General features: G+C 52.2%; 24 protein-coding genes. 13 read left to right on the forward strand and 11 right to left on the reverse strand.

Annotated elements, in window-relative coordinates:
- Positions 1–150 precede the first annotated feature (150 nt).
- The 5 genes from ARCH_RS05925 to ARCH_RS05945 all read left to right on the forward strand — a co-directional run bounded on the left by ARCH_RS05925 (position 151) and on the right by ARCH_RS05945 (position 5,238).
- On the forward strand, positions 151–732 hold the full coding sequence (locus ARCH_RS05925; protein WP_013170378.1) for a TetR/AcrR family transcriptional regulator: 582 nt from the start codon (positions 151–153) through the stop codon (positions 730–732).
- 12 nt (positions 733–744) lie between these two features.
- Complete coding sequence (locus ARCH_RS05930; protein ID WP_013170379.1) at positions 745–1,776, forward strand: DUF5692 family protein; 1,032 nt, start codon at positions 745–747, stop codon at positions 1,774–1,776.
- 345 nt (positions 1,777–2,121) lie between these two features.
- The gene (locus ARCH_RS05935; RefSeq protein ID WP_013170380.1) at positions 2,122–3,333 is read left to right on the forward strand and encodes an argininosuccinate synthase; all 1,212 of its coding nucleotides are present in this window, start codon (positions 2,122–2,124) and stop codon (positions 3,331–3,333) included.
- Positions 3,334–3,342: 9 nt separating this feature from the next.
- The gene (argH, locus tag ARCH_RS05940; protein WP_013170381.1) at positions 3,343–4,731 is read left to right on the forward strand and encodes an argininosuccinate lyase; all 1,389 of its coding nucleotides are present in this window, start codon (positions 3,343–3,345) and stop codon (positions 4,729–4,731) included.
- A gap of 9 nt (positions 4,732–4,740) precedes the next feature.
- Entirely contained in the window at positions 4,741–5,238 is a 498-nt protein-coding gene (locus ARCH_RS05945; RefSeq protein ID WP_013170382.1) for a GNAT family N-acetyltransferase, read from the forward strand.
- Positions 5,239–5,348: 110 nt separating this feature from the next.
- On the opposite strand, the gene purB is transcribed toward ARCH_RS05945, so the two are convergent.
- From purB to ARCH_RS05990, 9 genes are all read right to left on the reverse strand, one after another.
- The gene (purB, locus tag ARCH_RS05950) at positions 5,349–6,788 is read right to left on the reverse strand and encodes an adenylosuccinate lyase (protein ID WP_013170383.1); all 1,440 of its coding nucleotides are present in this window, start codon (positions 6,786–6,788) and stop codon (positions 5,349–5,351) included.
- A 22-nt stretch (positions 6,789–6,810) separates the two neighbouring features.
- Positions 6,811–8,106, reverse strand: a complete 1,296-nt coding sequence (locus ARCH_RS05955) for an adenylosuccinate synthase (RefSeq protein WP_013170384.1) — start codon at positions 8,104–8,106, stop codon at positions 6,811–6,813.
- Between the two features lie 61 nt (positions 8,107–8,167).
- Complete coding sequence (locus ARCH_RS05960) at positions 8,168–9,613, reverse strand: GuaB1 family IMP dehydrogenase-related protein (RefSeq protein WP_013170385.1); 1,446 nt, start codon at positions 9,611–9,613, stop codon at positions 8,168–8,170.
- 151 nt (positions 9,614–9,764) lie between these two features.
- Complete coding sequence (locus ARCH_RS05965; RefSeq protein WP_013170386.1) at positions 9,765–10,436, reverse strand: TetR/AcrR family transcriptional regulator; 672 nt, start codon at positions 10,434–10,436, stop codon at positions 9,765–9,767.
- Entirely contained in the window at positions 10,433–12,187 is a 1,755-nt protein-coding gene (locus ARCH_RS05970) for an ABC transporter ATP-binding protein (RefSeq protein WP_013170387.1), read from the reverse strand. The genes ARCH_RS05965 and ARCH_RS05970 overlap by 4 nt, the downstream gene beginning before the upstream one ends.
- Positions 12,184–13,974, reverse strand: a complete 1,791-nt coding sequence (locus ARCH_RS05975) for an ABC transporter ATP-binding protein (protein ID WP_013170388.1) — start codon at positions 13,972–13,974, stop codon at positions 12,184–12,186. Before ARCH_RS05975 ends, ARCH_RS05970 begins: the two co-directional genes overlap by 4 nt.
- Positions 13,958–15,475, reverse strand: a complete 1,518-nt coding sequence (locus tag ARCH_RS05980) for an ABC transporter ATP-binding protein (protein ID WP_013170389.1) — start codon at positions 15,473–15,475, stop codon at positions 13,958–13,960. Before ARCH_RS05980 ends, ARCH_RS05975 begins: the two co-directional genes overlap by 17 nt.
- Complete coding sequence (locus tag ARCH_RS05985) at positions 15,475–16,281, reverse strand: energy-coupling factor transporter transmembrane component T family protein (RefSeq protein ID WP_013170390.1); 807 nt, start codon at positions 16,279–16,281, stop codon at positions 15,475–15,477. Before ARCH_RS05985 ends, ARCH_RS05980 begins: the two co-directional genes overlap by 1 nt.
- Before the next feature lie 13 nt (positions 16,282–16,294).
- The gene (locus ARCH_RS05990; protein WP_013170391.1) at positions 16,295–16,930 is read right to left on the reverse strand and encodes an MptD family putative ECF transporter S component; all 636 of its coding nucleotides are present in this window, start codon (positions 16,928–16,930) and stop codon (positions 16,295–16,297) included.
- A 174-nt stretch (positions 16,931–17,104) separates the two neighbouring features.
- On the opposite strand from ARCH_RS05990, the gene ARCH_RS09945 reads away from it, so the two are divergent.
- The 4 genes from ARCH_RS09945 to ARCH_RS06010 all read left to right on the forward strand — a co-directional run bounded on the left by ARCH_RS09945 (position 17,105) and on the right by ARCH_RS06010 (position 19,484).
- Positions 17,105–17,719 (forward strand): hypothetical protein, encoded by a 615-nt coding sequence (locus ARCH_RS09945; protein WP_013170392.1) that lies wholly within the window; start codon positions 17,105–17,107, stop codon positions 17,717–17,719.
- Positions 17,716–18,504, forward strand: coding sequence for a MerR family transcriptional regulator (locus ARCH_RS06000; RefSeq protein ID WP_013170393.1), 789 nt, complete (start codon positions 17,716–17,718; stop codon positions 18,502–18,504). Before ARCH_RS09945 ends, ARCH_RS06000 begins: the two co-directional genes overlap by 4 nt.
- Positions 18,505–18,833: 329 nt before the next feature.
- Complete coding sequence (locus ARCH_RS06005) at positions 18,834–19,280, forward strand: hypothetical protein (protein WP_013170394.1); 447 nt, start codon at positions 18,834–18,836, stop codon at positions 19,278–19,280.
- Between the two features lie 6 nt (positions 19,281–19,286).
- Positions 19,287–19,484 (forward strand): helix-turn-helix transcriptional regulator, encoded by a 198-nt coding sequence (locus tag ARCH_RS06010; RefSeq protein WP_013170395.1) that lies wholly within the window; start codon positions 19,287–19,289, stop codon positions 19,482–19,484.
- A 120-nt stretch (positions 19,485–19,604) separates the two neighbouring features.
- Here ARCH_RS06010 and ARCH_RS09950 read toward each other — a convergent pair whose 3' ends face one another.
- On the reverse strand, positions 19,605–19,826 hold the full coding sequence (locus ARCH_RS09950; RefSeq protein ID WP_013170396.1) for a hypothetical protein: 222 nt from the start codon (positions 19,824–19,826) through the stop codon (positions 19,605–19,607).
- Between the two features lie 31 nt (positions 19,827–19,857).
- Between ARCH_RS09950 and ARCH_RS06015 the strand changes: the two genes are divergently transcribed.
- The 3 genes from ARCH_RS06015 (at position 19,858) to ARCH_RS06025 (ending at position 23,020) form a co-directional block, all read left to right on the forward strand.
- Positions 19,858–20,286, forward strand: a complete 429-nt coding sequence (locus tag ARCH_RS06015) for a hypothetical protein (RefSeq protein WP_013170397.1) — start codon at positions 19,858–19,860, stop codon at positions 20,284–20,286.
- A 131-nt stretch (positions 20,287–20,417) separates the two neighbouring features.
- Complete coding sequence (locus tag ARCH_RS09705) at positions 20,418–21,095, forward strand: ATP-binding protein (protein ID WP_197712437.1); 678 nt, start codon at positions 20,418–20,420, stop codon at positions 21,093–21,095.
- 407 nt (positions 21,096–21,502) lie between these two features.
- On the forward strand, positions 21,503–23,020 hold the full coding sequence (locus tag ARCH_RS06025; RefSeq protein ID WP_013170398.1) for a C69 family dipeptidase: 1,518 nt from the start codon (positions 21,503–21,505) through the stop codon (positions 23,018–23,020).
- 432 nt (positions 23,021–23,452) lie between these two features.
- On the opposite strand, the gene ARCH_RS10500 is transcribed toward ARCH_RS06025, so the two are convergent.
- Positions 23,453–23,674: a type II toxin-antitoxin system mRNA interferase toxin, RelE/StbE family gene (locus ARCH_RS10500; RefSeq protein ID WP_013170399.1), complete on the reverse strand. Its 222-nt coding sequence runs from the start codon at positions 23,672–23,674 to the stop codon at positions 23,453–23,455.
- Positions 23,675–23,817: 143 nt separating this feature from the next.
- Here ARCH_RS10500 and ARCH_RS06040 point away from each other — a divergent pair.
- A protein-coding gene (locus tag ARCH_RS06040; protein WP_389400668.1) for an IS3 family transposase occupies positions 23,818–24,974 on the forward strand; the annotation gives its coding sequence in 2 pieces (ribosomal slippage) (positions 23,818–24,094 and positions 24,094–24,974; 1,158 coding nt in all).
- Positions 24,975–24,980: the final 6 nt, after the last annotated feature.

Genomic DNA, 24,980 nt, shown 5'->3' on the forward strand with positions numbered 1-24,980 from the left:
CGGATTTCACCCTTTACTGACCCCACAATAGGGACGTTATTCCTATGTAATTCTATTTATTGACAAATTGGAAGAGTTTGCCAATAGAGCTTCCCCGCATCCAATTGACACTATGTCAACACCTTTTTACCCTTAAAAAAGGAGGTCACAATGCCCCACAACCGCACACGAAACACTATCCTTGACGCCACTCGCGAAGTCATCATACGCGAGGGAGCCACGAAACTGACCGTCTCCGGCGTCGCCAAAACCGCAAACATCACACGCTCACTCTTCTACCACTACTTCGCCACAAAAGAAGAAGCGATCGAAGCAGTACTCGACCATGTTATCGACGATTTCCTATCCGAACTCAAAGCCTGGAACGATGCGCGCGAACCAGGAAACATCGACAAAGCGCTCGAAGAAGCAACTGCGCTTATGCGAAAAATACTCAATGACGACGGCCCTTTCGCAACCAGCCTAGCACGCACCAGAAACGCCGAACTCTACCTCGAATTCACCGACCGCGCCGCGCGCCGCATCTCGCACTACATCTCAGAAACCACCGTACGTGACTATAAAGAAAAACACCCGGTCCATATTACGCACGTCGAAGAAACGTTCTACATGCTCCTCACAGGACTTACCGCACTTATCCGCACCAACCCAGACATCGACGATGCCATAATCACCCACCTCATCGCTCAGACACTTCACATCGACGAATATTTATACACCCCACTCAGCTAGAAAGGATGAACAATGTTGTTCAACGTCTACGGGGATACCGCAACCTACCAATGGCTAGGCTGGATCCTCGTATTTTGCAGCCTACTCCTCACAAACGAAATCGCCCGCAGAACCAAGCAAGGCGGCATATTCTTCTTCCTCATCATCCCTGCACTCCTCAGCGCCTACTTCATTGTGATCAACGTGGGGGCATGGATGGGAGCATCGTGGGCACTCACCAACCCAACAATCGAGCACATGGGTTCGTGGTTCCACTACGCAAAACTCTACGCAGCAACCGCCGGCTGCATCGGCTTCATCATGCTGAAATACAAGTGGGGCAAGATTGGGAAAGCCGATTGGTTCAAGGCCTTCCCATTCGCGATCGTGGCAATCAACATTCTGATCGCCGTGGTTTCCGATTTCGAATCCGCCATCCGCGCATGGAACACCACATGGATCTCCGTTGAAGGCGTCACGCTTTACGGCGGCTGGCACAACGTACTCAACGGAACTGCTGGATTGCTCAACATTTGCATCATGACAGGCTGGTTTGGAATCTACATTTCCAAGGGCGGAAAGGATATGCTCTGGCCAGACATGACTTGGGTGTTTATCATCTCCTACGATCTGTGGAACTTCGCCTACACCTACAACTGCCTACCAACTCACGCCTGGTACTGCGGCCTTGCTCTCCTCCTTGCACCAACCGTAGCAGCGATGCTGTGGAACAAGGGTGGCTGGATCCAGAACCGCGCATTCACGCTCGCGATCTGGTGCATGTTCGCCCAGTGCGTGCCGATGTTCCAAGATTACTCAGTATTCAGGGTCGATTCGGTAAATAATCCGAACATCAATCTGACCGTATCTGCTATTGCACTGGCCGCTAACATTCTCGGTGTTGGCTACGTGATCTACCGCTCCCGCAAGCTCAACGTCAATCCATACACCCACGAAGTATTTGGTGGAACCCGAGATTTCGAAGCAGCCATAGCACGCCAAGATCCGTCAAACACAAGTGAACCAGACTCGGGCCAAACCTGGGAAAATATCCGAAATAGGTGAGCCTTAATAACATTAAGGTACGTGCGCTCCTCGTCGTTTTCTATGGAAACTTTGCTAAAAGATTTGCTGCACTACGGATGCGAATAAGAATTCTCGATTACCGGGAAAGCAGCATGTCACGTTTCGATCTTTTAAGCGAACTAACCATCTCCGAAACTCGCCCCGCACGAGCTTTTTCACTCCGCAGGTTTCGCACGTTAGTCTCTTCTATAACATGCCGCTGCTCCCGTGAGTCATGAAGCAGCTCACTAATGTGAACTCATCTTAAAGCTTGCACACAATAACCACAGGGGTATAATTATTCCCATTAGCGCATCCATATACACTATGTGCCGGGAGGAAATCATGGCAAAAGAACGGATCTTACTCGCATATTCTGGTGGACTTGACACCTCCATCATCATCCCATGGCTTAAAGAACACTACGATTGTGATGTGGTGGCAATGGCAGGAGACGTCGGAATCGGCGTCGATAACGAAACCCTCACCCAAAAAGCACTCGCGTGCGGCGCCGAAAAAATCTACATCGAAGATCTCACTTCCGATTACATCGCCAACTACATCTACCCCACACTAAAAGCCCAGGCAATCTACGAAGGCAAATATCTTCTCGGCACCTCCACAGCCCGCCCATGCATCGCCAAGCGCATGGTAGACATCGCCAAAGCAGAAAATTGTACCGCGATTGCCCACGGCTGCACCGGTAAGGGAAACGATCAAGTCCGCTTCGAACTAGCCATCAAGGCGCTCGCTCCCGGAATGAAAATTATCGCCCCATGGCGGATGTGGGACATCGCCTCGCGTGATGAAGAAATCGATTACGCACAGGCTCGCAACATCCCGGTTCCTGTAACCAAAGAGAATAATTATTCAATGGATCAAAATATTTGGCACCTCAGCCACGAGGGCATGGATTTGGAAGATCCGGCGAATGAGCCTCAATACGATTCGCTCCTCCACCTCATGAACTCGCCGCAACAGGCCCCAGACGAACCTGAATACGTCACCATCGATTTCAAACATGGCATACCAGTATCCGTTGATGGCGTGACCGGGGACGTCGACATGCTCACCTACCTCAACAAGAAGGCCGGCAAGCACGGGGTTGGTATCGCAGACATCGTCGAAAACCGCCTTGTTGGCATGAAATCCCGTGGCGTCTACGAAACCCCAGGCGGAACTGTATATTATGCAGCACACCGTGAACTCGAACTTCTCTGCCTGGAGCGCGATACGCTCCATTACAAGGATCTTCTGGCACAACGTTTCTCAGAAGTCGTCTACAACGGCCAGTGGTTCCACCCGCTACGTGAAGCCCTGTCTGCATTCATGGATTCGTGCAACGAAACCCTAACCGGCACCGTGAAACTCAAGCTATACAAGGGCAACGTCACCCCTGCCGGCATCACGTCGCCCCACTCGTTGTACGACGAAGCCCTCTCCACCTTCGATGAAGACGACGTCTACAACCAGTCCGACGCCACCGGCTTCATCAACTTGTTCGGCCTGCCAACCTCCGTAGTTGCTTCCATGAAGCACCGGAACAATCTTATGTAAGGATTTCTCGTGGCAAAAACAATGTGGGACGGCAGGTTCTCTAAATCTACGGCCGATTCAGTTGCGTTCATGAATTCGTCGTTGCGTTTTGACCAGCGGCTTTACGCACACGACATCCGTGGCAGTATCGCTCACGCAACGATGCTTGCACGGATCGGCGTGCTCACCGATCCTGAGGCCCAGGCTATCGTGGCCGGCTTGGAATCGATCAAAGCCGATATCGAATCGGGCGCGCTCACGTTCGATTCCGCCGCAGAAGACATTCACATGTTCATTGAGGAGGAATTGACCGCGCGGATCGGCCAACCTGGCAAGAAGTTGCACACGGCCCGTTCGCGTAACGATCAAGTTGCTACCGATATGCGCTTGTGGGTGCGTGACGAAATTTCTTGCGTGACGTCCATGATTGAATCTTTGACGATGACAGTTTGCAACCTTGCCACCCACCACACCACAACCGTGATGCCGGGCTATACGCATCTGCAGCGTGCTCAACCGATCACGTTCGCTCATCACCTGATGGCGTACGCCCACATGTTCATGCGGGATATGAGCCGATTGGACGATGTTGCTCAACGGATGAACTATTCGCCACTCGGTGCGGCCGCTCTTGCCACCACCACGTACCCGATCCAACGCGATATGACTGCTGACCTCCTAGGATTTGCCGGAGTGATGGAAAATTCGCTTGACGCGGTGGCTGATCGCGACTACCTATTGGAGCTCAGCTCCACCCTATCAATCTTCATGATCCACCTATCTCGAATGAGCGAAGAAATCATTCTGTGGGCATCGCAAGAATTCAGATTCATCGAACTAGACGATGGGTACGCCACCGGCAGTTCGATCATGCCGCAGAAAAAGAATCCGGACGTTGCAGAACTGACCCGCGGCAAAACCGGCCGAGTCATCGGCCAAGCTGCCACACTTCTTGCCATGATGAAGAATCTGCCACTCGCCTACAACAAGGATCTGCAGGAAGATAAGGAGGCGATCTTCGATGTCGTCGATACCGTCAAACTCTGCATCCCCGCGTTCGCTGGAATGATCGCAACCCTGGGCGTAAACGCGGATCGGATGCGCCAAGCGGCCTCCGCGGGCTTCACCAACGCAACCGACTTCGCAGACTACCTGGTAACCAAAGGCGTGCCGTTCCGGCAAGCGCACGCAATCACAGGAGAAATCGTCCGCTACTGCATCGAACACGCAACCGCGCTGGAAAATATAGACCTCGCAACGCTCCGCGCCCACTGCGACCTGATCGACGCGGATGTGTACGATGCACTCGATATCGATCAATGCGTGCAACGCCGAAACGTGATCGGCGGGCCCGCGCCCGAAATAGTCAGTGCGGACATTGATAAGATAGTGCATGAACTACAGGAGCGTCAATCATAGGAAGAAGCCATGCCTGTCAACGAAGAACTCATCCTCAAACCCACCACCGAATCCGATCGCACCTACGTGTACCGGCTCAACTTCCTCACCGAAACATTCGGCGACGAACACGGGGAACTAGAAGATAGTTACGACGAATGGGCAGACTACTACGCTGCCGAATGGGAACCCGAAAACGGCGGATTCACCGCCTGGATCGGGAATACCCCGGCCGGTGGCGTGTGGCTTCTGTGGGGGCGCGACGATCGGCACGGGTATGGGCACGTCGCTGATGACATTCCCGAACTCGCGATCGCTGTAGAAGAACGTTACAGCGGGCACGGCATCGGGGGCGCTCTGCTCGATGCGGCCACAGAACTAGCCCGTGAGCTGGGCGCGCCTGCCATCTCCCTTTCAGTAGATCCGCGCAACGCCCGCGCCGAATACCTCTATCTAAAGAAGGGGTTCGAACCAACCGGGATCGAACGACACGGGCACAAGGTGCTTAAGCGGTCGACTGCGCTCTGAATCATCAAGCGCGCCATTTCGGCGCCACACAGCTCAGGAGTGCCATATATGGCACTCCTGAGCTGTGTGGCGCTTATTTAGCACCGAGTCGTTATTGATCGACCGGCGGCTTACACCGCCAGAATCGAATCTCCCGGTGCAGTTTCTCCGATAACACCGCGAACAACGCCTAGATAACGATCAACTTGTTCTGGGCAGCGGCCGATAAAGGCCGCCGGATCAAGAACGGCAGCAAATTCATCATCGTTCATGTGAAACTCCGAATGAGTTGCCAGTGCCCCCAGCAGATCAAACGGTTCGCCATTCTTCATCAATGCGGTAGCCCACAACGATTCCTCACGAATAATCTCATGTAGTTCTTGGCGGTCTCCCCCGCGCTTCACGCCTTCCATCAAAATGTTTTCGGTGGCAATGAATGGCAGATAATCGCGCACAGCCTTGGCCACGATCTTGTCATTCACATGCAGATTGAAAGTCACGTTCATACACAACCGCAAAATCGCATCGGTAGCCAAGAAGCCTTCTGGCATGGAAATACGGCGGTTGGCAGAATCATCCAAGGTGCGTTCAAGCCACTGGGCAGAAGCAGTCATCGCCCCGTTCATGACGTCGGCCATCACGTACCGTGCCAGCGAACAGATGCGTTCGGTACGCATCGGATTCCTCTTATACGGCATCGCGCTAGACCCAATCTGGTGCTCCTCAAACGGTTCTTCCACCTGGCGATCGTGCTGCAACAGCCGAATATCTTGAGCCATCCGATAAGCGCTCTGCGCGATAGAAGACAAACAATTCAAGATTCGAGTATCAAGTTTGCGCGGATAGGTTTGGCCGGCAACATCAACGATCCCGTCGAAACCAAAATCGCGCGCAATCATCGCGTTCATCTCATCGATACGTGCCGTATCGCCGTCGAACAACTCAACAAAGCTCGCTTCGGTGCCAGTGGTGCCGCGGCTCCCCAGCAAACGCAACGAATCCAACACGAAATCAATTTCGGCAACGTCGGCCATAAAATCTTGTATCCACAAGGTGGCGCGCTTGCCAACCGTCACCAACTGGGCCGGCTGATAGTGCGTGTAACCCAAGGTGGGCATCGCCTTGTACGTTTCGGCGAACCGCGCCAAGTTCGCGATGGTCACCAAAAGTGACTTCCGTACATGACGCAACGCGTCCCGGTAAATAATCAGATCCGCGTTGTCCGTGACGTAGCAACTGGTGGCACCCAAATGGATGATGCCAGCCGCGTCCGGCGCAACCTGGCCAAAAGCATAAACGTTCGCCATCACGTCGTGGCGAACTTCGGCCTCACGCGCCACGATCGTATCCCAATCGATGTCGGCTACGTGCGCCTCCAACTGCGCCACCTGCTCCGGCGAAACAGGCAAACCAAGAGCGGATTCGGCCCGTGCCAACGATACCCACAACTCACGCCAAGTCCGAACGCGCGTGCGCATCGAAAACTGTTCAACCATGAAATCTGATGCGTAACGGCTGGTCAGCGGGCTAGCGTAACGGTTCTTATCGGCATGCTTCTCCACGGGCCTCATCCTCTCCTGTTGCAAAAACTACTCAGCGTTCAATGTATGCGTCGCGCTGCGGGCCAACGCTCACGAAACGAATGTGGCAGCCAATCTGTTCTTCCACAAACTCAACGTATGTACGTGCTGCCTCAGGAAGTTCGTCCCACGTGCGGCAACCGCTAATGTCCTGCTGCCATCCTGGCATCATCACTTCAACTGGACGGGCCGCATCCAGATCGGCTGGGAACGGGAACTCTTCGGTCTTCTCCCCGTGCACATCGTACTGAACACACACAGGAATCTCGGCCATGTCGGAGAGCACGTCCATCTTGGTCAACGCGATTTCGGTGGCACCCTGCATCTGCACGCCGTAACGGGTGGCCACGATATCAAGAGGGCCTACGCGGCGCGGACGCCCCGTAGTTGCACCGTATTCGCCGCCGGCATCGCGCAACTTATCGGCCTTTTCGCCGAACCATTCACAGGTGAACGGGCCAGCGCCCACGCACGTAGAGTACGCCTTCACAACGCCCATCACGCGCTCCAACTGGAGGCTTGGCAAACCGGCGCCCACCGGCGCGTATGCTGCCACTGTGTTAGATGACGTGGTGAATGGGTGGATACCGAAATCGATATCACGCAACACGCCAAGCTGGGCTTCGAACAGGATTCGCTTGCCTGCCGCACGTGCCTTAGAAAGTACCGTGGCCGTGTTCGCCAGATACGGCACCAGGCGCATTGCCCACATGTTAATCCAATCCATCACCTCGTCCAGCGTGACTTCAGGAGCACCATACACCTTGGTGAGCGTGAGGTTCTTCCATTCCAGCAGGTCCGCAACGTGCTGGCGAAGGCGCTCCGGGTGGCGCAGTTCGCCGGCAAGGATCGTCTTCTTCTGGAACTTATCAGAGTAGAACGGGGCGATTCCCTGGCGGGTGCTGCCGTACTGCTTATCGGCCAAACGGGCTTCTTCCAAAGAATCCAGATCGCGATGCCACGGCAGAAGAAGCGAGGTGCGTTCCGAAACAACCAGGTTTTCTGGCGTAACGTTCACGCCTTGCGCCGCGATTGTTTCGATTTCGGTGAAGAGTTGTTCCGCGTTGAGCGCCACGCCGTTGCCCAGCACGTTGAGCACGCCTGGATTGAAGATCCCCGATGGCAACAGGTGAAGTGCAAACGTACCGTAATCGTTCACAACCGTGTGGCCTGCGTTGCCACCACCCTGGTATCGAACCACCACGTCATATTCTGCGGCCAATAGATCAACCATGCGGCCTTTGCCTTCGTCGCCCCAGTTGATGCCGACGATCGCTGCGCACGAATCAGTTTTGCTCTGCTCGCTCATTTTCTTTCTTCTTTCATTTGTTCAAAAAGGGACGAAGCCTCTGGTGATACCACCAGGGGTGTCACCAAGAGGTTGGGACAGGCGCGCCTTCGCGGTATCCCGACGACGATTGGATGCCAACAATTGCTCGTTCCGCAAACTCGTCAATTGTTTGCGAACCGGCATATGTGAAGGAGGAACGCACGCCTGAAATGATCTGATCGATCAGATCTTCGACGCCCGGCCGCTCCGGATCAATAAACATGCGGGCTACTGAGATTCCTTCTTCGAAGAGTGCTTTGCGGGCGCGATCGAATGCGGATTCGGTAGCGGTACGGTTGCGCACTGCACGCTTGGAGGCCATGCCGAAGGATTCTTTGTATGGCCTTCCATTCGCATCATACTGGAGATCGCCTGGGGATTCGTACGTTCCGGCAAACCAGGAGCCAACCATAACGTTCGAGGCTCCGGCCGCGAGCGCCAGGGCCACGTCACGTGGGTGGCGAACGCCGCCGTCGGCCCATACGTGCGCACCGTATTTGGCTGCTTCTGCAGCGCATTCGAGTACGGCGGAGAATTGTGGGCGCCCCACGCCGGTTTGCATACGGGTGGTGCACATTGCGCCTGGTCCCACGCCAACTTTGACGATTGATGCGCCGGCTTCTACGAGGTCACGTACGCCTGCGGCAGCCACGACGTTTCCGGCCACGATCGGGAAGCCTTCTGGGACTGCTGCGCGTACGGAGCGTACTGCTTCGATCATTTTTTCTTGGTGGCCGTGTGCGGTATCTACCACGATGAGGTCTACGCCTGCGTCCACGAGTTTGCGGGCTTTTCCGGCTGGGTCGCCGTTCATTCCGATTGCGGCGCCGATGCGGAGTTGACCTGCTGCGTCTACGGCTGGTTTGTAGATGGTTGCGCGTACTGCTCCGGCGCGGGTGAGTACGCCAACGAGCGCGCCTTCCGCGTTCACGACTGGCGCGAGTTCGTGATGGGTTGCTTTGAGGGTTTCGTATGCTTCGCGCGGATCGATACCTTCTGGGAGAGTGAAGAGTTCGGTGGACATAACGTCACGCACTTGCGTGAAGCGGTCCACTCCAGTTACGTCTTTTTCCACCACGAGTCCAACTGGCACGTTTGTTTCTGGATCGACGACGATCGCTGCCTTGTGGGAACGTTTTGGCAGGAGGCCAAGTGCGTATCCGCAGGTGTGGTGTGGTTTGACGACGACGGGGGTGTCATACACCAGGTGGCGGGATTTCACTTCTGCAACGGTCTCGATAACGATGTCTGTTGGGATGTCTTGTGGGATGATCACCAGGCCGCCGCGGCGGGCGACAGTTTCTGCCATGCGCTTGCCGGCAATGGCGGTCATGTTCGCAACAACAAGTGGGATAGTGGTTCCTGAACCATCGTTGGTTGTGAGGTTAACGTTGCTTCGGGAACCAACCGCAGAACGGGACGGAACCATGAAGACGTCATCGTAAGTTAGATCAAAAGTGGGCACAGTGTTGTTTAAGAATTTCACTAAAAAACTCTATCGATGTTGAGCCCCCAAAATCTACACTTTAACGAATCTTCTCATATATTAAGAAATATATAGTCCATATTTTGAAACATTGCTGGTGGTGTGAAAGAACCTCGCACCGTGCAAACATACAGATTTCCGCAAGATAGCATTAGAAAATAGTTCCATGCGGCGGGCGCACTCCCAGCTCTAATGCCTGGATAATAAACTCCACCTTCGGCTTTACAAGATCAGCGAAAAGATCAGTACTTGTTGTCAGACACGTCAGGTCTACGCCTAGTTGCTTATTCGTAATCTCTAGATTTTTCCGAATAAGCTCTCTGCCCGCAGGTGTCGATCGATCAAACCGGTAACACCCCACACCCAGATGAATCGTAATCGCAGTATCTCCAATAAAATCGAGCGCAAATAACGTTGTTTCTTTATCCAGCCCTGCATGTACGAAATCATCAATGATTCCTGGTGCTGCCTCCATGAAATTAACCTGAGGGAATGGGTACGTATACAACGTCAGAGCAAACCCAGGATACTTTTCACACAGCTGCCAGCAGTAATGAGCCCAAAACCGTAACATGTCTGGCCACGCAGTATGCTGCGGAGAAACCCACGGCTCACGCCGAGCGATCTCCGCCAAGCACTCCCCCACCAGATCTTCACGAGATTCATAGATTCGATACAAGCTGGGAGCACCAACTCCCACCTTTTTTGCCACCTGGGCCATCGTAAAACGATCAAGCCCGATTTCTAGTACTGCATCAATAACATCAGCAGCAGAAAACTTTGGCTTTGGACCAGTTTTACGCCCAAGTGGCACATGAATCATGTAAGCGACCATCCCTTCGCAGCATGCCGTAACTCCCAGAACTCCTGATACGTTCCTTTTTGTGCAATCAGTTTATCGTGAGAACCAGTCTGCACAATACTCCCGCACGAATCGAGAACAATAATCTGATCTGCAGTTTTAATCGTTGAGAGCTTATGTGCAATAACAATAAGTGTAGCCCGCTTACGCAAATAATTCAGAGACTGTACAACGTGGCCTTCATTCGCCGGATCTAATGCGCTCGTCGCCTCATCAAAAAGTACAATAGGCGCATCTTTCAAAATCGCCCGAGCAATAGACACTCGCTGGCGTTCTCCGCCAGAAAGCGCACGTCCGCCTTCCCCTACCCTTGTCTGCCATCCATGCGGAAGCCTATCTACGATTTCGGTAACTCCAGCAAGATCGGCAGCATGCCGAATTTGGGCATCTGACGCTTGCGGGTTACCCACCCGAATGTTTGCTTCTAACGTATCGTCATAGAGATAGACATCTTGGAATACCCACGAAATCTGTGCCATCACATCTTCAATACGTTGCTCTTGCACCGGAACACCACCGACTAAAACGGTTCCTTCCTGCACGTCATAGAATCGTGCAATAAGCCGTGCCAACGTCGTCTTTCCGCAACCAGATGGACCCACAATTGCAGTAAAAGAACGAGGAGAGAACGTGTGGGTCACGTCGTTAATAACCGGTACGCGCGAATCGTAACCAAACCTCACGTTACGCAACTCAACCTTCCCGGGCACGGAAACAGGACGCGGTTGTTGAGGGTCTGCCATAACAGGCTCGTCCAAAAGTGCCGTTACTTGATCAAGCAATGGACGCGAAAGTTCTAATCCCATCACTAACGTTCCAGCTTCAGAAAGTAACGTAGTAAAGCGAAGCATAATGCCAATAAACACAATGGTTGCAATCGGATCGTCAAATCCGAAAGTGGCACTGACAGCCAAAACCATTGCGCCAACAGCGATAAATTGAGTTGCAGTGCCCACTACGCTTTGTCCTAATACAGCCCACCACATTCCACGAACTGCAGATCGTTCTTGCGCGATCGTCGCAGCTATAAGAGGCTGATAGGAACCCGCTTGACCGCACGCACGTAGAATTGGCTGATTTTGTGAAAACTCAACAAGTCGCATCGATAATTCTTGAACTGAAGGCTCTTGCAACGTGTTATCTAGTTTTCCACAACGCCGCGCTATCCAAACTGCTAATAACATCAACGGGATGCTCAACATCAACAGCATTCCCATCAACGGCGACCACACGAAACACCCGATTAAGAGCGTCAGCATGGTCATCGTATTCATGATAATGGGCGCAAGCATATGAGCAAACGATTCCCCAAGTTTAAGCATGCTAGCCGATACCAAGCGAGAGAATGTTCCTGCCGTTGATGCAGAAAAATATCCCAATGGTAAACGTGCAACCTGATCTCCTACACCAATGTGTAGCATCTTCATAGCGTCAAGGGCCACCCCATAGTTGACCATAGCCAACCGGTATTCGAGGATCAAAGAAACTAGTGCTAGCCCCGCCAACACGCCTAACCATCCACTGATCGTGCACCCCCATACTGGCTGGTTTTTCACCATGCTTGCAACGGCAGGAAGAAAAACGATCAAGGCAAGCCCTCGCACTGCTCCAGCAGCTACAGCGTATGCGATGGACACGCGCAGTTTGCGTTGCCCCTTCGAGCTCAGAAGTCTAAAGATTTGGTATGTAAAACCTCGTTTTTCGCGTGTCATTCGCTCGTCCCTTCTGCAAGCGCCGCATAAATTGGGTGTTCAGTGAGGCTTGTTGGACTACCAACAGCACTGAGTATTCCTTTGTCTAAAATCGCTACTTGATCTACTCCACGCACCGATGCTGGGCGGTGAGCAATCGCCAGCACCGTTCTTCCGCCAGCATGGGAATGGATCAAACGAGTTAAGGCCTGCTGAATAAGCGCCTCTGATTCTGGATCCGCAAATGCAGTTGCTTCGTCAAGAATCAAAATTGGCGGATCAATAAGCAAAGCACGGGCAATGGAAAGCCGTTGGCACTGTCCACCAGAAAGATACGTATCTACTCCATAGATCGTATCTAGCCCTAAGGGAAGCGCTGCGATATCATCAGCAATCTGCGCCTCCCGCAGCGCCTCCCAGATGTCATCATCCGATGCCTTGGGGCATCCCAACCGCACATTTTCGCGTAGAGAAATGCGAAGGATTTGCGGATCTTGTAAAACAAACCCTACTGTTCTGTAAAGGTCAGCATCAGAAAACATCCTGATATCAGTTCCACCAATCGTGATGCTTCCACGATCTGGATCGGAGAATCGAGCAAGTAGCGTGGCAAGAGTTGATTTCCCACCACCCGATGGCCCAATAAGTGCGGTAACTGTTCCTGGCTCCAATGTCAGAGAAACTCCATCTAGCGCTTTCGTTTTACCATAACTGAAGGAAACATCAGAGAAAACAACCTGAGAAACTTCACCATCATTCAACGGGTGCCCTTGCGTGCTTTCCACACTGGAAATCTGTGGAATGCTCAGCACTGATTCGATACGTAATGCCGCTGCACCTGCCAGCTGCAATGCCCACGTCATATTGGCTAACACTTCGATTGATTGAGGAATCGTCAACGCAATAATAGAGATTGGAATGACGTCGGTTGCTTCCGCATACCCCGCATTCACGATAAGCGCACCTAGGCCCAAATTCACGATCAACAGAACCGATGTAGAAATCGTGGAGTAAGCGAGCGCTGACATCCGGAGCATCGGCCCACACCAGGCCAGATAAAACCGATGAAATTCTTCGGCTGCACATCGGTAGCGATCATGTGCCTTGCCTGTTTGCCCAAAAGCCTTCACCACGCTGATTCCGGTAACAAACTCAACCATCGTGGCCGAGACAGCTCCGAGCTTAGTGTCCATCTCGGCCGTCTTCTCCCCCATGTCACGCATCATGAATGCCATAGCTCCCATATAGAAAGGAACGGTTGCGATAGCCACAAATCCAAGGATCCAATTCACATAGAATGCATAGGTAAGCAACACGATTGGACTAATGATCGCCACTAGATTATCAACAGGAGCGTGCGCGATAACGGCGTGGATATCTGTAGTATCGTCCTGGATGCTTTTCCGCACCAGCCCTGAATTCGTGTCAGTAAACCATGCAAGTGGAGCTCGTGACATCCGTTGCGTTATTCTCTGCCGTATGTCTTTCCTTAAAGCCACATCCGCAAAATGAGTAATTGTTAACGCAAGGACGTACAAAAACAGGCGGATAACAAACAGGCATACGAGCACCATCAGCGCCCTAAAAACCGCATCAGGATCGGGATTGGTATGTGCCTGCCACGCTGAAACAAGAATATCGGCCAACCATACGAGGGCAATAAAAGGCCCAACAGACAGGATTGCGGATGCCACCGCAAGCACCTGTGCAATTTTTATACGTCCAGATACTGGAGAAATGAGTTTTTTGAACGCGGCTCTCCCCGCTTTGTCTTTTTCTTTATTACTTAGTTCAGATGTGTCGTTCATATTCATCCTTATGTGATAGAGCAGCACGCGTTTCGTGGATTGGCATAATGTCAGTCACGAGGTCTGCACAGGTGGCAATAAGTTCTTGATCGTGGGTTATGACCACAACGACGTGGCCTTGTTGCGCAAGGCTTCGGAAGAGGGAACCGATGGATTCTAGTTGCCGATAGTCCACCCCAGACGTTGGTTCGTCAAAAAGAACTAAACGCCGTTTGGTTGCGAGTGCCGCCGCGATAACTAATCGTTGTTTTTGCCCTCCAGACAGGCTTAACGGATGTCTGGAGGCAGTGTGTGTAAGGTCCAGTTGCGCCAGAAGCGCTTCCGCGTCCACATCGCGATCTGCTCCCAGTGCAATTTCGCCAACAACGGTGTCTGAGAATAGTTGACGGTGGACATCTTGCATCACAATTGACGTCTGGTTGGTGAGTTTACGTGGCGACATCGCGTTTCCATCAAGGAAAATTTCCCCCGATTCAGGTTTCAGAAGGCCGCAGAGTAAACGAGCGAGCGTCGTTTTTCCCGCCCCGTTTGGCCCTGTGATCGCAGTTATCGCACCGGCCGGAAAATCAGTTGTTACGTTGTCTAAAACGAGGTTTTCTTTGTACGAAAATCGCACGTTTCGTAACGAAACTCCAGAAGAAAGTGGTGGTTCGACGTCGCTCTGTTCGCCCGACACTCGCTCATCCGTCTCTTTCTGGTTGAGAAATACTGATGGAACGCACCCGCTATCAGGGCGGTGAAGCGTGCGGATGCCGCGAGCGCGACGCTCCGATTCTGTGATGCAAAAGAACTTTTTTCCATCAATGATTTCAGGGCGTTCACCTGGATGGAAATACACCACCTGATCTACCAGATCCCGCAGGAAATAGAGTCGGTGTTCTGCGATGACGATAGTTTTTCCGGCGCTCTTTTGTTCCGCCAGAAGCCGGGCGAAATTGGTGATCGCTTCGGGGCTGAGATTCGCCGTGGGTTCGTCAAAAAGCAGGACTGGAACGTGGGCGGCCAACGCGCTCGCTTCGGCAACCGATTGAAGCTGGCCGCCTGACAGGGTGTGGAGACTGCGATTGAGCAGGTGAGACACGCGGGTGTCATGCGCCGCCCTAGTTATCCGTTCCCACAATTCATCTGGAGGAACCTGATAGTTTTCTCCAGCGTAGGCGATTTCGGATACAACATGGCTGCTGAAGAATTGAGTTCTCGGGTTCTGGAAAACGGTAGCACTCATCCGGCCAACATCAACGATATCAACCGTTTCGAGGTCTATACCATTCACCTTAATATGCCCACCAAGATACCCGGGCTGCAGTTGAGGAATGAGCCCGTTGAGCATTTTCAACGCAGTAGATTTCCCGCTCCCAGAAGGACCACAGAAAAGAGTACAACTACCTGGCGGAATATTTAACGTAAAGTCCCGAAACACATACGCCGGCTGTTCTCCTTGTGGAACTGGATAAGCGAACGACGCATCAACGAAAGAAATACATCCTTCTTGCATTTCCATCACTGGCCTCCTGTAACGAGCACGAAGATCGACGCAGCGTCTGGGTTACAGATCCGCACAACAATCAGCGTCGTGGTGATGACGATAAGAACGGCGTCGGATACGCCCATTGACGTTCCGCACAATGGACGCGGGCGTTGCGGGCCACCCAATCCTCTAATCACTGCCGACGCGGTAAGATCGTCGGCAATTCGTAACACTCCTGCCAGGAGAGGAACGATCAGGTATTGCACCGTTTTTAATGGGTGAATAATGACGTCTCGCCCCATGAGCTGTATTCCACGAAGTTTCATGGCTTCTTGTATCGCTTTAAACTCAGCAAACACAGTAGGAACGAAACGCAGCATCACCAAAATGGCAGAAACAAGCGATCGAGGCAAGCGAAGATCGTAGAGGGCAGCCGCCAATCGTGCCACGCTCATCGAATAAATCGCATAGATACCGATCGTTACAGTTAATGTAAAACGAGCCATCCAAAAACTCATACCGACCATGAATGCCACAAAGCCTTGCGTTCCCAAAAACGCTCCATACGAAGTAAAGAGCAGAAATACACCTTCAAGAATCACAAAAGTGAGGACTCCCCTACCTGTTGCCACCGAAGCGAACAAAAAGCCAACAAGTAACGATGCTGCGATCAATACCGGAGTACTAGCGCTACCCATCACTACCGCATTGATAGCCGCAACAATAAAGAGCGTGGTTCGTGGATCGTTGCGCAAATATCGCACCGGTTTCCAGGTTAACGATAGAAGAGCCAACCGATTCTCATGGGTGATTGGTGCATGTGTGAACGTCGTCGTCATCTGGCACCAAATTTCAGGCGATTCCTGCTTTATTGAAATGCTTCTGGAGCAATACTGTTCCAATCCACCCACCAACGAGCGAAAGGAAGAAATCAATGATAAGGAAAATAATCAGGATCTTCGGAGTAAAGAGAGCCTGCATCTGGTCTGCATATTCTTGCCCCATCTGGCTGGCGATATCAGCGAAATAAGCGTCGGCAGCGTAGAAAATTGGGAGCCACGCGCCGATGTACCACAGCTGCAAAATAGCATAAGCGAAAATATTCTTCCCTCGGTTTACATATCGGCCAGTCCATGCCAAAAGATCGCCCAAGAAGGCCATAACTGTTGTAAACAAAAGCGTGGTCCAGCTATGCCCCGTAAGCAGCATCAGTAAGCCGATAATGATGCCAAGTGCAGTCAATGCTCCGAACGATTTAATTTTGTTAAGCATAAGAATGATGATCGTTCCTTCGATAAGGAACGCAAGCGGCCCAGACACGAGCATAAATTGCGGACCGAAAAATCCCAGCATGCCGATCGCAAAAAATATCACGAAATATATCGCCGTAAAGACTCCGGTGTAGACGACCTTATGAGCAGATACACCAGATTGTGATCGCGTTTTGTACTCTGGCGTGGCATTTTCTTGTTGATTATCAATAGACATGATACACATCCCCCTATACTGAATGACGTTCATAATTAGGTTAGCACACCCTAATACTGAATTATATTAGGCTTTAGTCACATAAAAACGTGAGCGCGTTTCACTAAAGAAAATCAGAGAGAAACGCCCTAGATTTAACACGCAGCGACAACATGAGAAGGCGATGGAGGCTTCATGAATACTCAGGAAAACAGCACTGTTTCGCGCTCACAGCATCACCGATTATCTATCTTGGACGTCACCACGCTATCCGTCATCGGCACATGGCTACTCATCCTCGCAGCCAAAAACTTTATATCTTTCGCGCAATCCACACCAGAAAATTCACAATATTTTTCCGATGGCCTTACATATCTCTGGGGAGCCGCAATAATTTCGTTTCTTTTCCACATGCTCTCATCCGCCACATCCGTAACCACAAGCAAAGTGATCACGCTGGGTCTGCTTGTTGCAACGGCGGCGAACCTACCAGATACTCTCACAGAAATCTTATATTCAAACGCAACACACAGCTTCATAATCCCCGCACAAGGCTTGCTATCATCGCAGGAATCACAATCGCAGCCCTCAGCCCACGAATCGCAACCTCACATCATCACTGAACGAAAACTGCGGCACCGCTGGCTGCCACAGCATGTTGCCATAGTTCTGTATAAGGTGCTCGATCGGCGGCTGGGAGCACAGCAGTGCCATATACGGCACTGCTGTGCAGCTTCCCGCTCATCTGGCCCCCTATCGCTTGTTATACTTGACTCTTACGCCACGTCAGGCATCAAAGTAGAGATATGAGCACAGAAAAACGAACCATCGGGGAAACCGCGCAGCTCCTAGGCGTTTCCATACGTACGTTGCACTACTGGGAAGAGCGCGGGATCACGCATCCTTCCCGCGAATCGTGGTCGGGGTATCGCCTCTATTCGGAGGCCGATATCACCCGCCTTCAACAAGCGTTGGTGTATCGCGCTACCGGCATGGATTTAGACACCATCGTTGAATTACTTAATTCCAACGATGATCCCGTGGCTCACTTTCAACGTCAACGAGACAAGCTCATAGATAAAGAACACGAACTGAGAGCAATGATAGAGGCTCTCGATCATCTATTGGAGGATGCTATGACGGATAAAAAATTATCAATTGACGATATCGCAGACGTTCTCGGAGATGCGAATTTCGCAACTTACCACGCCGAAGCGGAAGAAAAATGGGGCGATACTGACGACTGGGCAATTGCTCAGCGCACCAGCGCCAAGATGAGCGCGGACGATTGGAAATCGTTAAAGGAACGCACCGACGCCATCGAAAATCGTCTCGCAACGGCAATGAAGCAAGGCGTTCTACCGGGAAGTCCAGAAGCAAACGAACTGGCGGATGCCCACCGCGAATTGCTTTCCGAATCGTTCCCCGTTTCGTACGCTAAACAGGTGATTCTTGCGCGTGGCTACGTGGAAGATCTGCGATTTACGCGTCACTATGATAGCCGTGAAGAGGGGTTGGCACAGTGGCTCAAGGCGATAATTGACGCAAATGCGCGGGCGCACGGAGTCGATCCGAACAGCGCAACGTGGGAGTGACACGACGTGGGGCCGCGCGCGTCAATCGCGCGGCCCCAGTCTCCGCATTCGAATGTATGCCACCACGATAACTCCGCCAAACGCCGATGGCTTAAAAATGCGAGGCGTTCGTGGGAGTAACTTTAACCAGATAATTAAACGCGCGCGGGAAGCGACGGGAAGCGGACCAACAAAATCGCAACCAAACCTATGCCCCACAACAGCGCCACCCAGCGAACACATCGCGTAATGTTAAGTTCACTTGACACTCCCAGGCCACACCCGTAACGTAAGGACTGCAAGAAAGTAAAGGAAACTTTACAGCGCGACAATCACAACGGAGGACTCTCATGAACGCACAACAATCACGGTGGGGATATCTTAAAAACTCAACACGGTCAGCTTTAACGGTAAGCATCCCCGGCGGAGCACTGATCACGGCGCTTACGGGTGGCGGTATCGCGTTTTCTGGCCTAATCAACGGCCCATTTTGGCTTATTTTTACCGTGTTTTTCGCGTTCCAATTCCCGATTTGGGTTGCGATCGTCTGGGCACTCGCCGTAGACCGCAACACGATCACAGGCGCAGTCCGCGACCCCGACAACAGCATCGAAAACGCATGGTTTACGAGGGCTGGGAACAACACACTTTTTGCGACCTTCCCTGTAGTGGGGATTGGTTCCGCAGTCTTTCAATTTTTGGATTACGACGCCGTTGCCATAACTCTCACTGGAATCTTTATTTTCATGTCACTCACCTTTGTGGCATGCTACGCCTTTGAAAAGTATCGCGGGTGACGAACGATGAAAAACAATGTGAGCGCTTTGCGCGCCGAACATGGATTCTCTCAACAAGTACTTGCAGATAAGCTCGGAGTGAGCCGGCAAACCATTATCTCTATCGAAAAGGGCAGATTCGATCCATCGCTCCCCCTGGCCTTCGCCATGGCAGCCTTGTTCAATTTGCGAATCGAGGATATTTTTTCGCCGGATGAAGGGTGAGACGACGTGTCCCGCCGACCGTTCATAATGAACTAAACTCGTACAAAATGTCTCAACGATCTGTAGTTGATTCAGATTACCGAGATTTTGCCTGCACCCCATCATTGTTCGACGCGATTATTATTGCCATAATAAAAGAGGAAATAAACGAACCACCCAACTCAATGCCAGTATATGGAAGCAGTCATCCTCTCCCGCATCGATGCCCGCATCAAGGCTGGATTGAATCCGCCCGGTCTTATTAACGCCATTATCAACGTCACGCAACTTTTGATTGCCTCGAAAATTCGAGCTACCAACAGAAATACGTAGCTTTGCAACACCAGGTTGCGCGATAGCCATTGGGGATGGCTACCCAGAAGTTGAGAAGCTAGTGACACTAGCGCAGACATTAGAGATATCCCTTGATAGTCTTTTTGCTCTTCATCAAATTTCAGAACCCCACAAAGCAGATACTAAAGAAGAATCTCAGGTTCACTACATTCACATAAAGCAACCTTCTGACCGCATTGCTATAACTTCTTTTGATAAGAAGAAATTGTTATTGTGCTACGAAGTACGCGCAACTCCGTCGATAGGCACAGGGAAAATCAAGTACGCCCTCCTTGGAATCACCGAAAAAGGTTTTTGGGGCAGAAAAGAAGAAATCATCGGATGGTACACGGATATCGATAGTATTAATAAGGAAATTAACGCGGTAAATACTGCAATCGCGGCTGGCGAAGCTCATTACGAACTCCAATTCTTCGTCAAAGCAGAACTCAAAGGTCTATTCAGTATCCCGAAAATTATTGACGCATAACATCCGGGACATCAACATCTTCAAAGATCGCGCTAGTTAACTACAACGATTCAAACTTACTCAGCATCGTCGTTTTATAAGAAAAATAAGAAAGATAAGAAAGATAAGAAAGAATAAGAAAGTTATACTAGCTGTATGAGAAAACGCAACCCTTTCAAAGCCTCGCTAGGCTCGACACCTCCACTCCAGGACGCTCGCACATCATTGATGATTTCCAGCAAGGCATCATAGATGGCCCGGGCGCACACGAGCGCATTTCCCTAGTGACAGGCCCGCGAGGAATTGGAAAAACAGTCATACTAAATGAGTTTGAACAGGTCGCCCTCAATGAAGGGTGGACGGTGTTCAGTGAGACAGCAACGCCCGGCTTCACTGATCGACTCACTCGGGCTATCCTTAAAAAACTAGATACGGATATCCGTCTTACAGGTATCGATTTCTCCATATTAGGAGCGGGCTTCGGCACACAGTGGGTAGCACAAACGTACAAAGAGCCAACTTTTCGTGAAGCTGCAAGCCTTCTTCTTGATGCTCTCGTAGAAGTGAGCCATAAAATCAATCAAGAACCCACAGGTATTCTTATCACCCTTGACGAACTCCACCATCTTCATGTAGACGAGATTATTCAATTTAGTTCCACGGTCCAGCATCTGGTGCGCGAAGACCGACAGATTGCAGTGGCCATGGCAGGAATTCCATCATCAGTTAAGCCATTGCTGGCAGAAAAAAGGGGAACGAACCCTGTTACTTTTCTTAGGCGCGCAAAACGATGGCCCTTCACAAACCAAGACTATTGCGCAAGGTCTTGACCCAAACACCACAGTACGCCAACACCTACCGCAATCGCCTCATTGAAGCACAAATGATTTATACGCCTAGGACAGGCTACGTAGACTTTGAGCTCCCATACTTACGTGAATACTTACGCACCCACGCCGCCTCGCTCATGACACTTACAACATACTAGAGCTACTGCCGGATACGTGGACTTTAATACTCACGCCAAAGCCGCTCCACGTACAAGATCTGATCGGGAAATCTTCATACAGGCAGCTTTTTCATCAAGAATGACAATTTACGATAATAATATGGATTCAATCGCGCACCAGGCCTAAAACGCCACAAAATCACAGCGTCTCATTTTCTTGTCGGACCCCGGGGTTACAATCGCACTATAAGGAAAGTCGCCTACACACCGGAAAGAGAAAGGACTCTCATGGGTTGCACCACTATCCTCGTTGGTAAGAAGGCCTCGAATGACGGCTCCACGATGATCGCCCGCACGGATGATTCAGGTTCGGGGAATTTTGAGGCGAAGCGCTTCGTCGTCGTCGCGCCAGAAAACCAGCCACGAACCTACGTTTCCACGCAATCGCACGTAACCGTGAAACTTCCGGACGATCCGATGGCGTATACGTGTATGCCGGATGCGGTCCAACACAAGGGAATCTGGCCGAATGCGGGAATTAACGCGGTGGGCGTGGCGATGTCGGCAACGGAAACGCTAACAAGCAACGAACGTGTCTTGGCGGCAGATCCGCTAGTGGAACTCGTGCCTGCGCGCGGGACGGAAGGCGATGCTGATTACGAACCCGAACGCCCAGGTGGTATCGGTGAAGAGGACCTGGTGTTGCTCGTCTTGCCATATATTCGCACGGCACGGGAAGGCGTGACGCGGCTCGGCACGCTGCTTGAAGAGTACGGCACGTACGAAATGAACGGCATTGCTTTTGGGGACGCAGATGAGATCTGGTGGCTCGAAACGATTGGCGGGCATCATTGGATGGCGCGCCGCTTGCCTGACGATTCGTACGCGATTATTCCTAACCAGCTCGGCTTGGATGAGTTTGATATCGACGACGCCTTCGGCGAGCAACACAACTACATGTGTTCGGCTGATATGCGCGAGTTCATCGCGGACAACCATTTGGATCTTGGCACCGGCGGCGCGTTCAATCCGCGTCATGCCTTCGGTTCGCACTCCGATTCAGACCACACATACAACACGCCTCGCGCGTGGGGGCTCCAGCGTTACTTCAATCCACGTTCGAACGTGTGGGACGGGCCGGGAGCCGACTACACTCCAATGTCCGACGATCTCCCCTGGTGCCGCGTGCCGGAACACAAGATTCCGATGGAAGAAGTCAAGTACGCGATGGCCTACCACTACCAGGGCACCGAGTTTGATCCGTACGCACGCCACGGGCTTGATCGCGGCAAGTACCGGACGATTGGGATTAACCGGACGACGTCGGTGGGCGGGCTTAACGTGCGCTCTGGCGCCGAACCGCTGCACTGGGTTGCGTTCGGTTCTATGCCGTTTAATGCCATGGTGCCGTTCTATGCTCGAGTGACAACCACGCCGTCATACCTTGCCGATACCACTGGGCGCGTGACTACCGAAGCGCACTATTGGCAAAACCGCATTATTGCGGCGCTTACCGACGCGCACTATCACGAATGCATCGCGCATGTGGAGCGCTACCAGCAAAAGGTTGGCACGCTGGCGCGCATCGTTGTGAAAGAAACTGACGTGCTGCTTGCTGGGCTTGGCGGAATGGATGGCAACGGCGAAGTGGACGGCGGCGTGAGCGCCGAAGCGCGTCAACTCATGGAGGATGCTAACCAGCGAATCGCCGATATGCTGCAACGCGAAACCGACGAACTCCTGGACAAAGTGCTGTTCGATGCCTCGATGAAGATGCGCAACGCGTTCTCACGCGACGATGCGTAAGATTGCTGGGCGAAGGCTGGGGCCCTCTTTCATATGAAAGAGGGCCCCATCTGATCTACCTACGGTATTGACCGTAATAGAAACACGTGCGAAAAATATCTGAGCTTTCTATCCGGGCATCTAACACTAGGGACACCTGACTCCTGTTATCTATTACGATTTACAGTGACTAAACAACACCTCAGAAAGTTTCGATTCAAAGATTTCAAAGCCACACTCGTGTTTTAAATGTTCACTACGATTACTCTATGGGAATTTGGAAACGCTTACTCTGCAAAAATGACGAGCCTCAGGCAAAAGATATAGATAGTTATTATCGCTCATCCATTGGCGCTACTTCTAGGCGGATTCATTTTCAGCAGGAGTTTGTGTAAACCTACCCAGTTGGGCGCAAAATCGCGGTTCTCATGCGCCCAACGGTTACCTAGAGTTTCATCGGAAGATCTCATCAGGAGTCCCGGTGCGAAGGAATATGGCAAGATTGTCGGACACCTGCCAGACGCACAACCAGTCACCTAAATTAGCAACGTGACATTCTTTGGCTCCAGCCCAGTTGCCCTTGAGCTCATGCATCCGATGACGGCGGCGGAGTTCAGCCAACGACTCTTCATCGTTGCGCACCACGAGTCGGATAACTTCCTTGAGCAGGCCCACGTCGGCATGCTTCTTCTTGAGTCGCTTGACGTCCTTCTCAAACCTGGTTGTATATTCCGGTGGCCCGGGCTGAAAAAACTAGACCATCTGGCTTGAGAGTGTCTTCCGTGACAGCCCCGGTTGGGGCAGGAAGATTGGAGAGCATGAAGAAGTTCTCGAAGCACACACCCGAACAAATCGTGGTGAAGCTCGACAAGGCCAGGTCCTTGAAGGAATCTGGCAGCACCGTGGCAGAGGTTTGCCGTGAGCTTGGCATCAGTGAGGCAACGTATCACCGGTGGCAGAGACAGTACGGCGACATGACTCGCAGTGAAGCACGGCGGTTCAAGGAGCTGCAGGAAGAAAACGAGAAGCTCAAGCGGTTGCTTGGGGAGGCTGAACTCGAAAAGTCGCTGCTTAGGGAGTTAGCAGAGGGAAAATTCTGACCCTGGCACGCAAGTACGAAGCGATTGACCATGCCCTATCGTTGGGGTACTCAGTGCGCTTGGCATGCCGCGTTGTCGGGGTTTCCCGCGGGGCGTACTACAACGCCCGACGCCACACAACCGGGCCTTCTGCCACCGACAAGCACGCCTCGTTGCGTAGCTGGTTGGTGACCTTCGCTGCATCCCATCGTCGCTGGGGCTACCGCCGCGCGTGGGTTAAGGCTCGTGAGGCCGGGTTTGACTGCGGCCGCGATGTCGTGCGCCGCATATGGCGCCAGGAGGGTCTGCGGGTGTTTCCACGCAAGGCTCCCAAGCGGCGGTGTCTGCCCCTATCCACCCCTCGGGTTGAGCCAGCTGCGTGTCCCGGTGATGTGTGGGCATTGGACTTCCAGTTCGACACTGACTACCACGGTAAGACGTTTAAGATCTGCAACGTCATCGATGAGTTCACACGTGAGCACGTGGGATTCGAGGTCGGGCGGTCTATTACCGCCGTGTCAGTCATTGAACTGTTGAGCAATCTTGCTGCCTCCAGAGGTGGCCGTCCGCGAGTGTTGCGCATGGATAACGGCCCTGAGTTCATCAGCCACGAGCTGAACAAGTGGGCAGCCAAGGAGGGCACTGTTGAGGCGTTCATACCACCAGGAAGGCCATGGCACAACGGATTCGTGGAGTCGTTTCACAACCGCCTCCGCGATGAGCTACTCGAAGACGAGATGTTCGACGACCCGGCCCACGCCAGCCACTGCCTCAGGTTGTGGTCGAAGCGCTACAATACGTGTCATCCGCACTCAAGCTTGGGCTTTGTCCCGCCAGCGCAGTACGCCAAACAATGGCACCTAACCCAGGGAGGCCCTCAAGCCGCCCGGTCCTAGATTTCA

Source organism: Arcanobacterium haemolyticum DSM 20595 (genome assembly GCF_000092365.1).
Lineage (GTDB): Bacteria > Actinomycetota > Actinomycetes > Actinomycetales > Actinomycetaceae > Arcanobacterium > Arcanobacterium haemolyticum.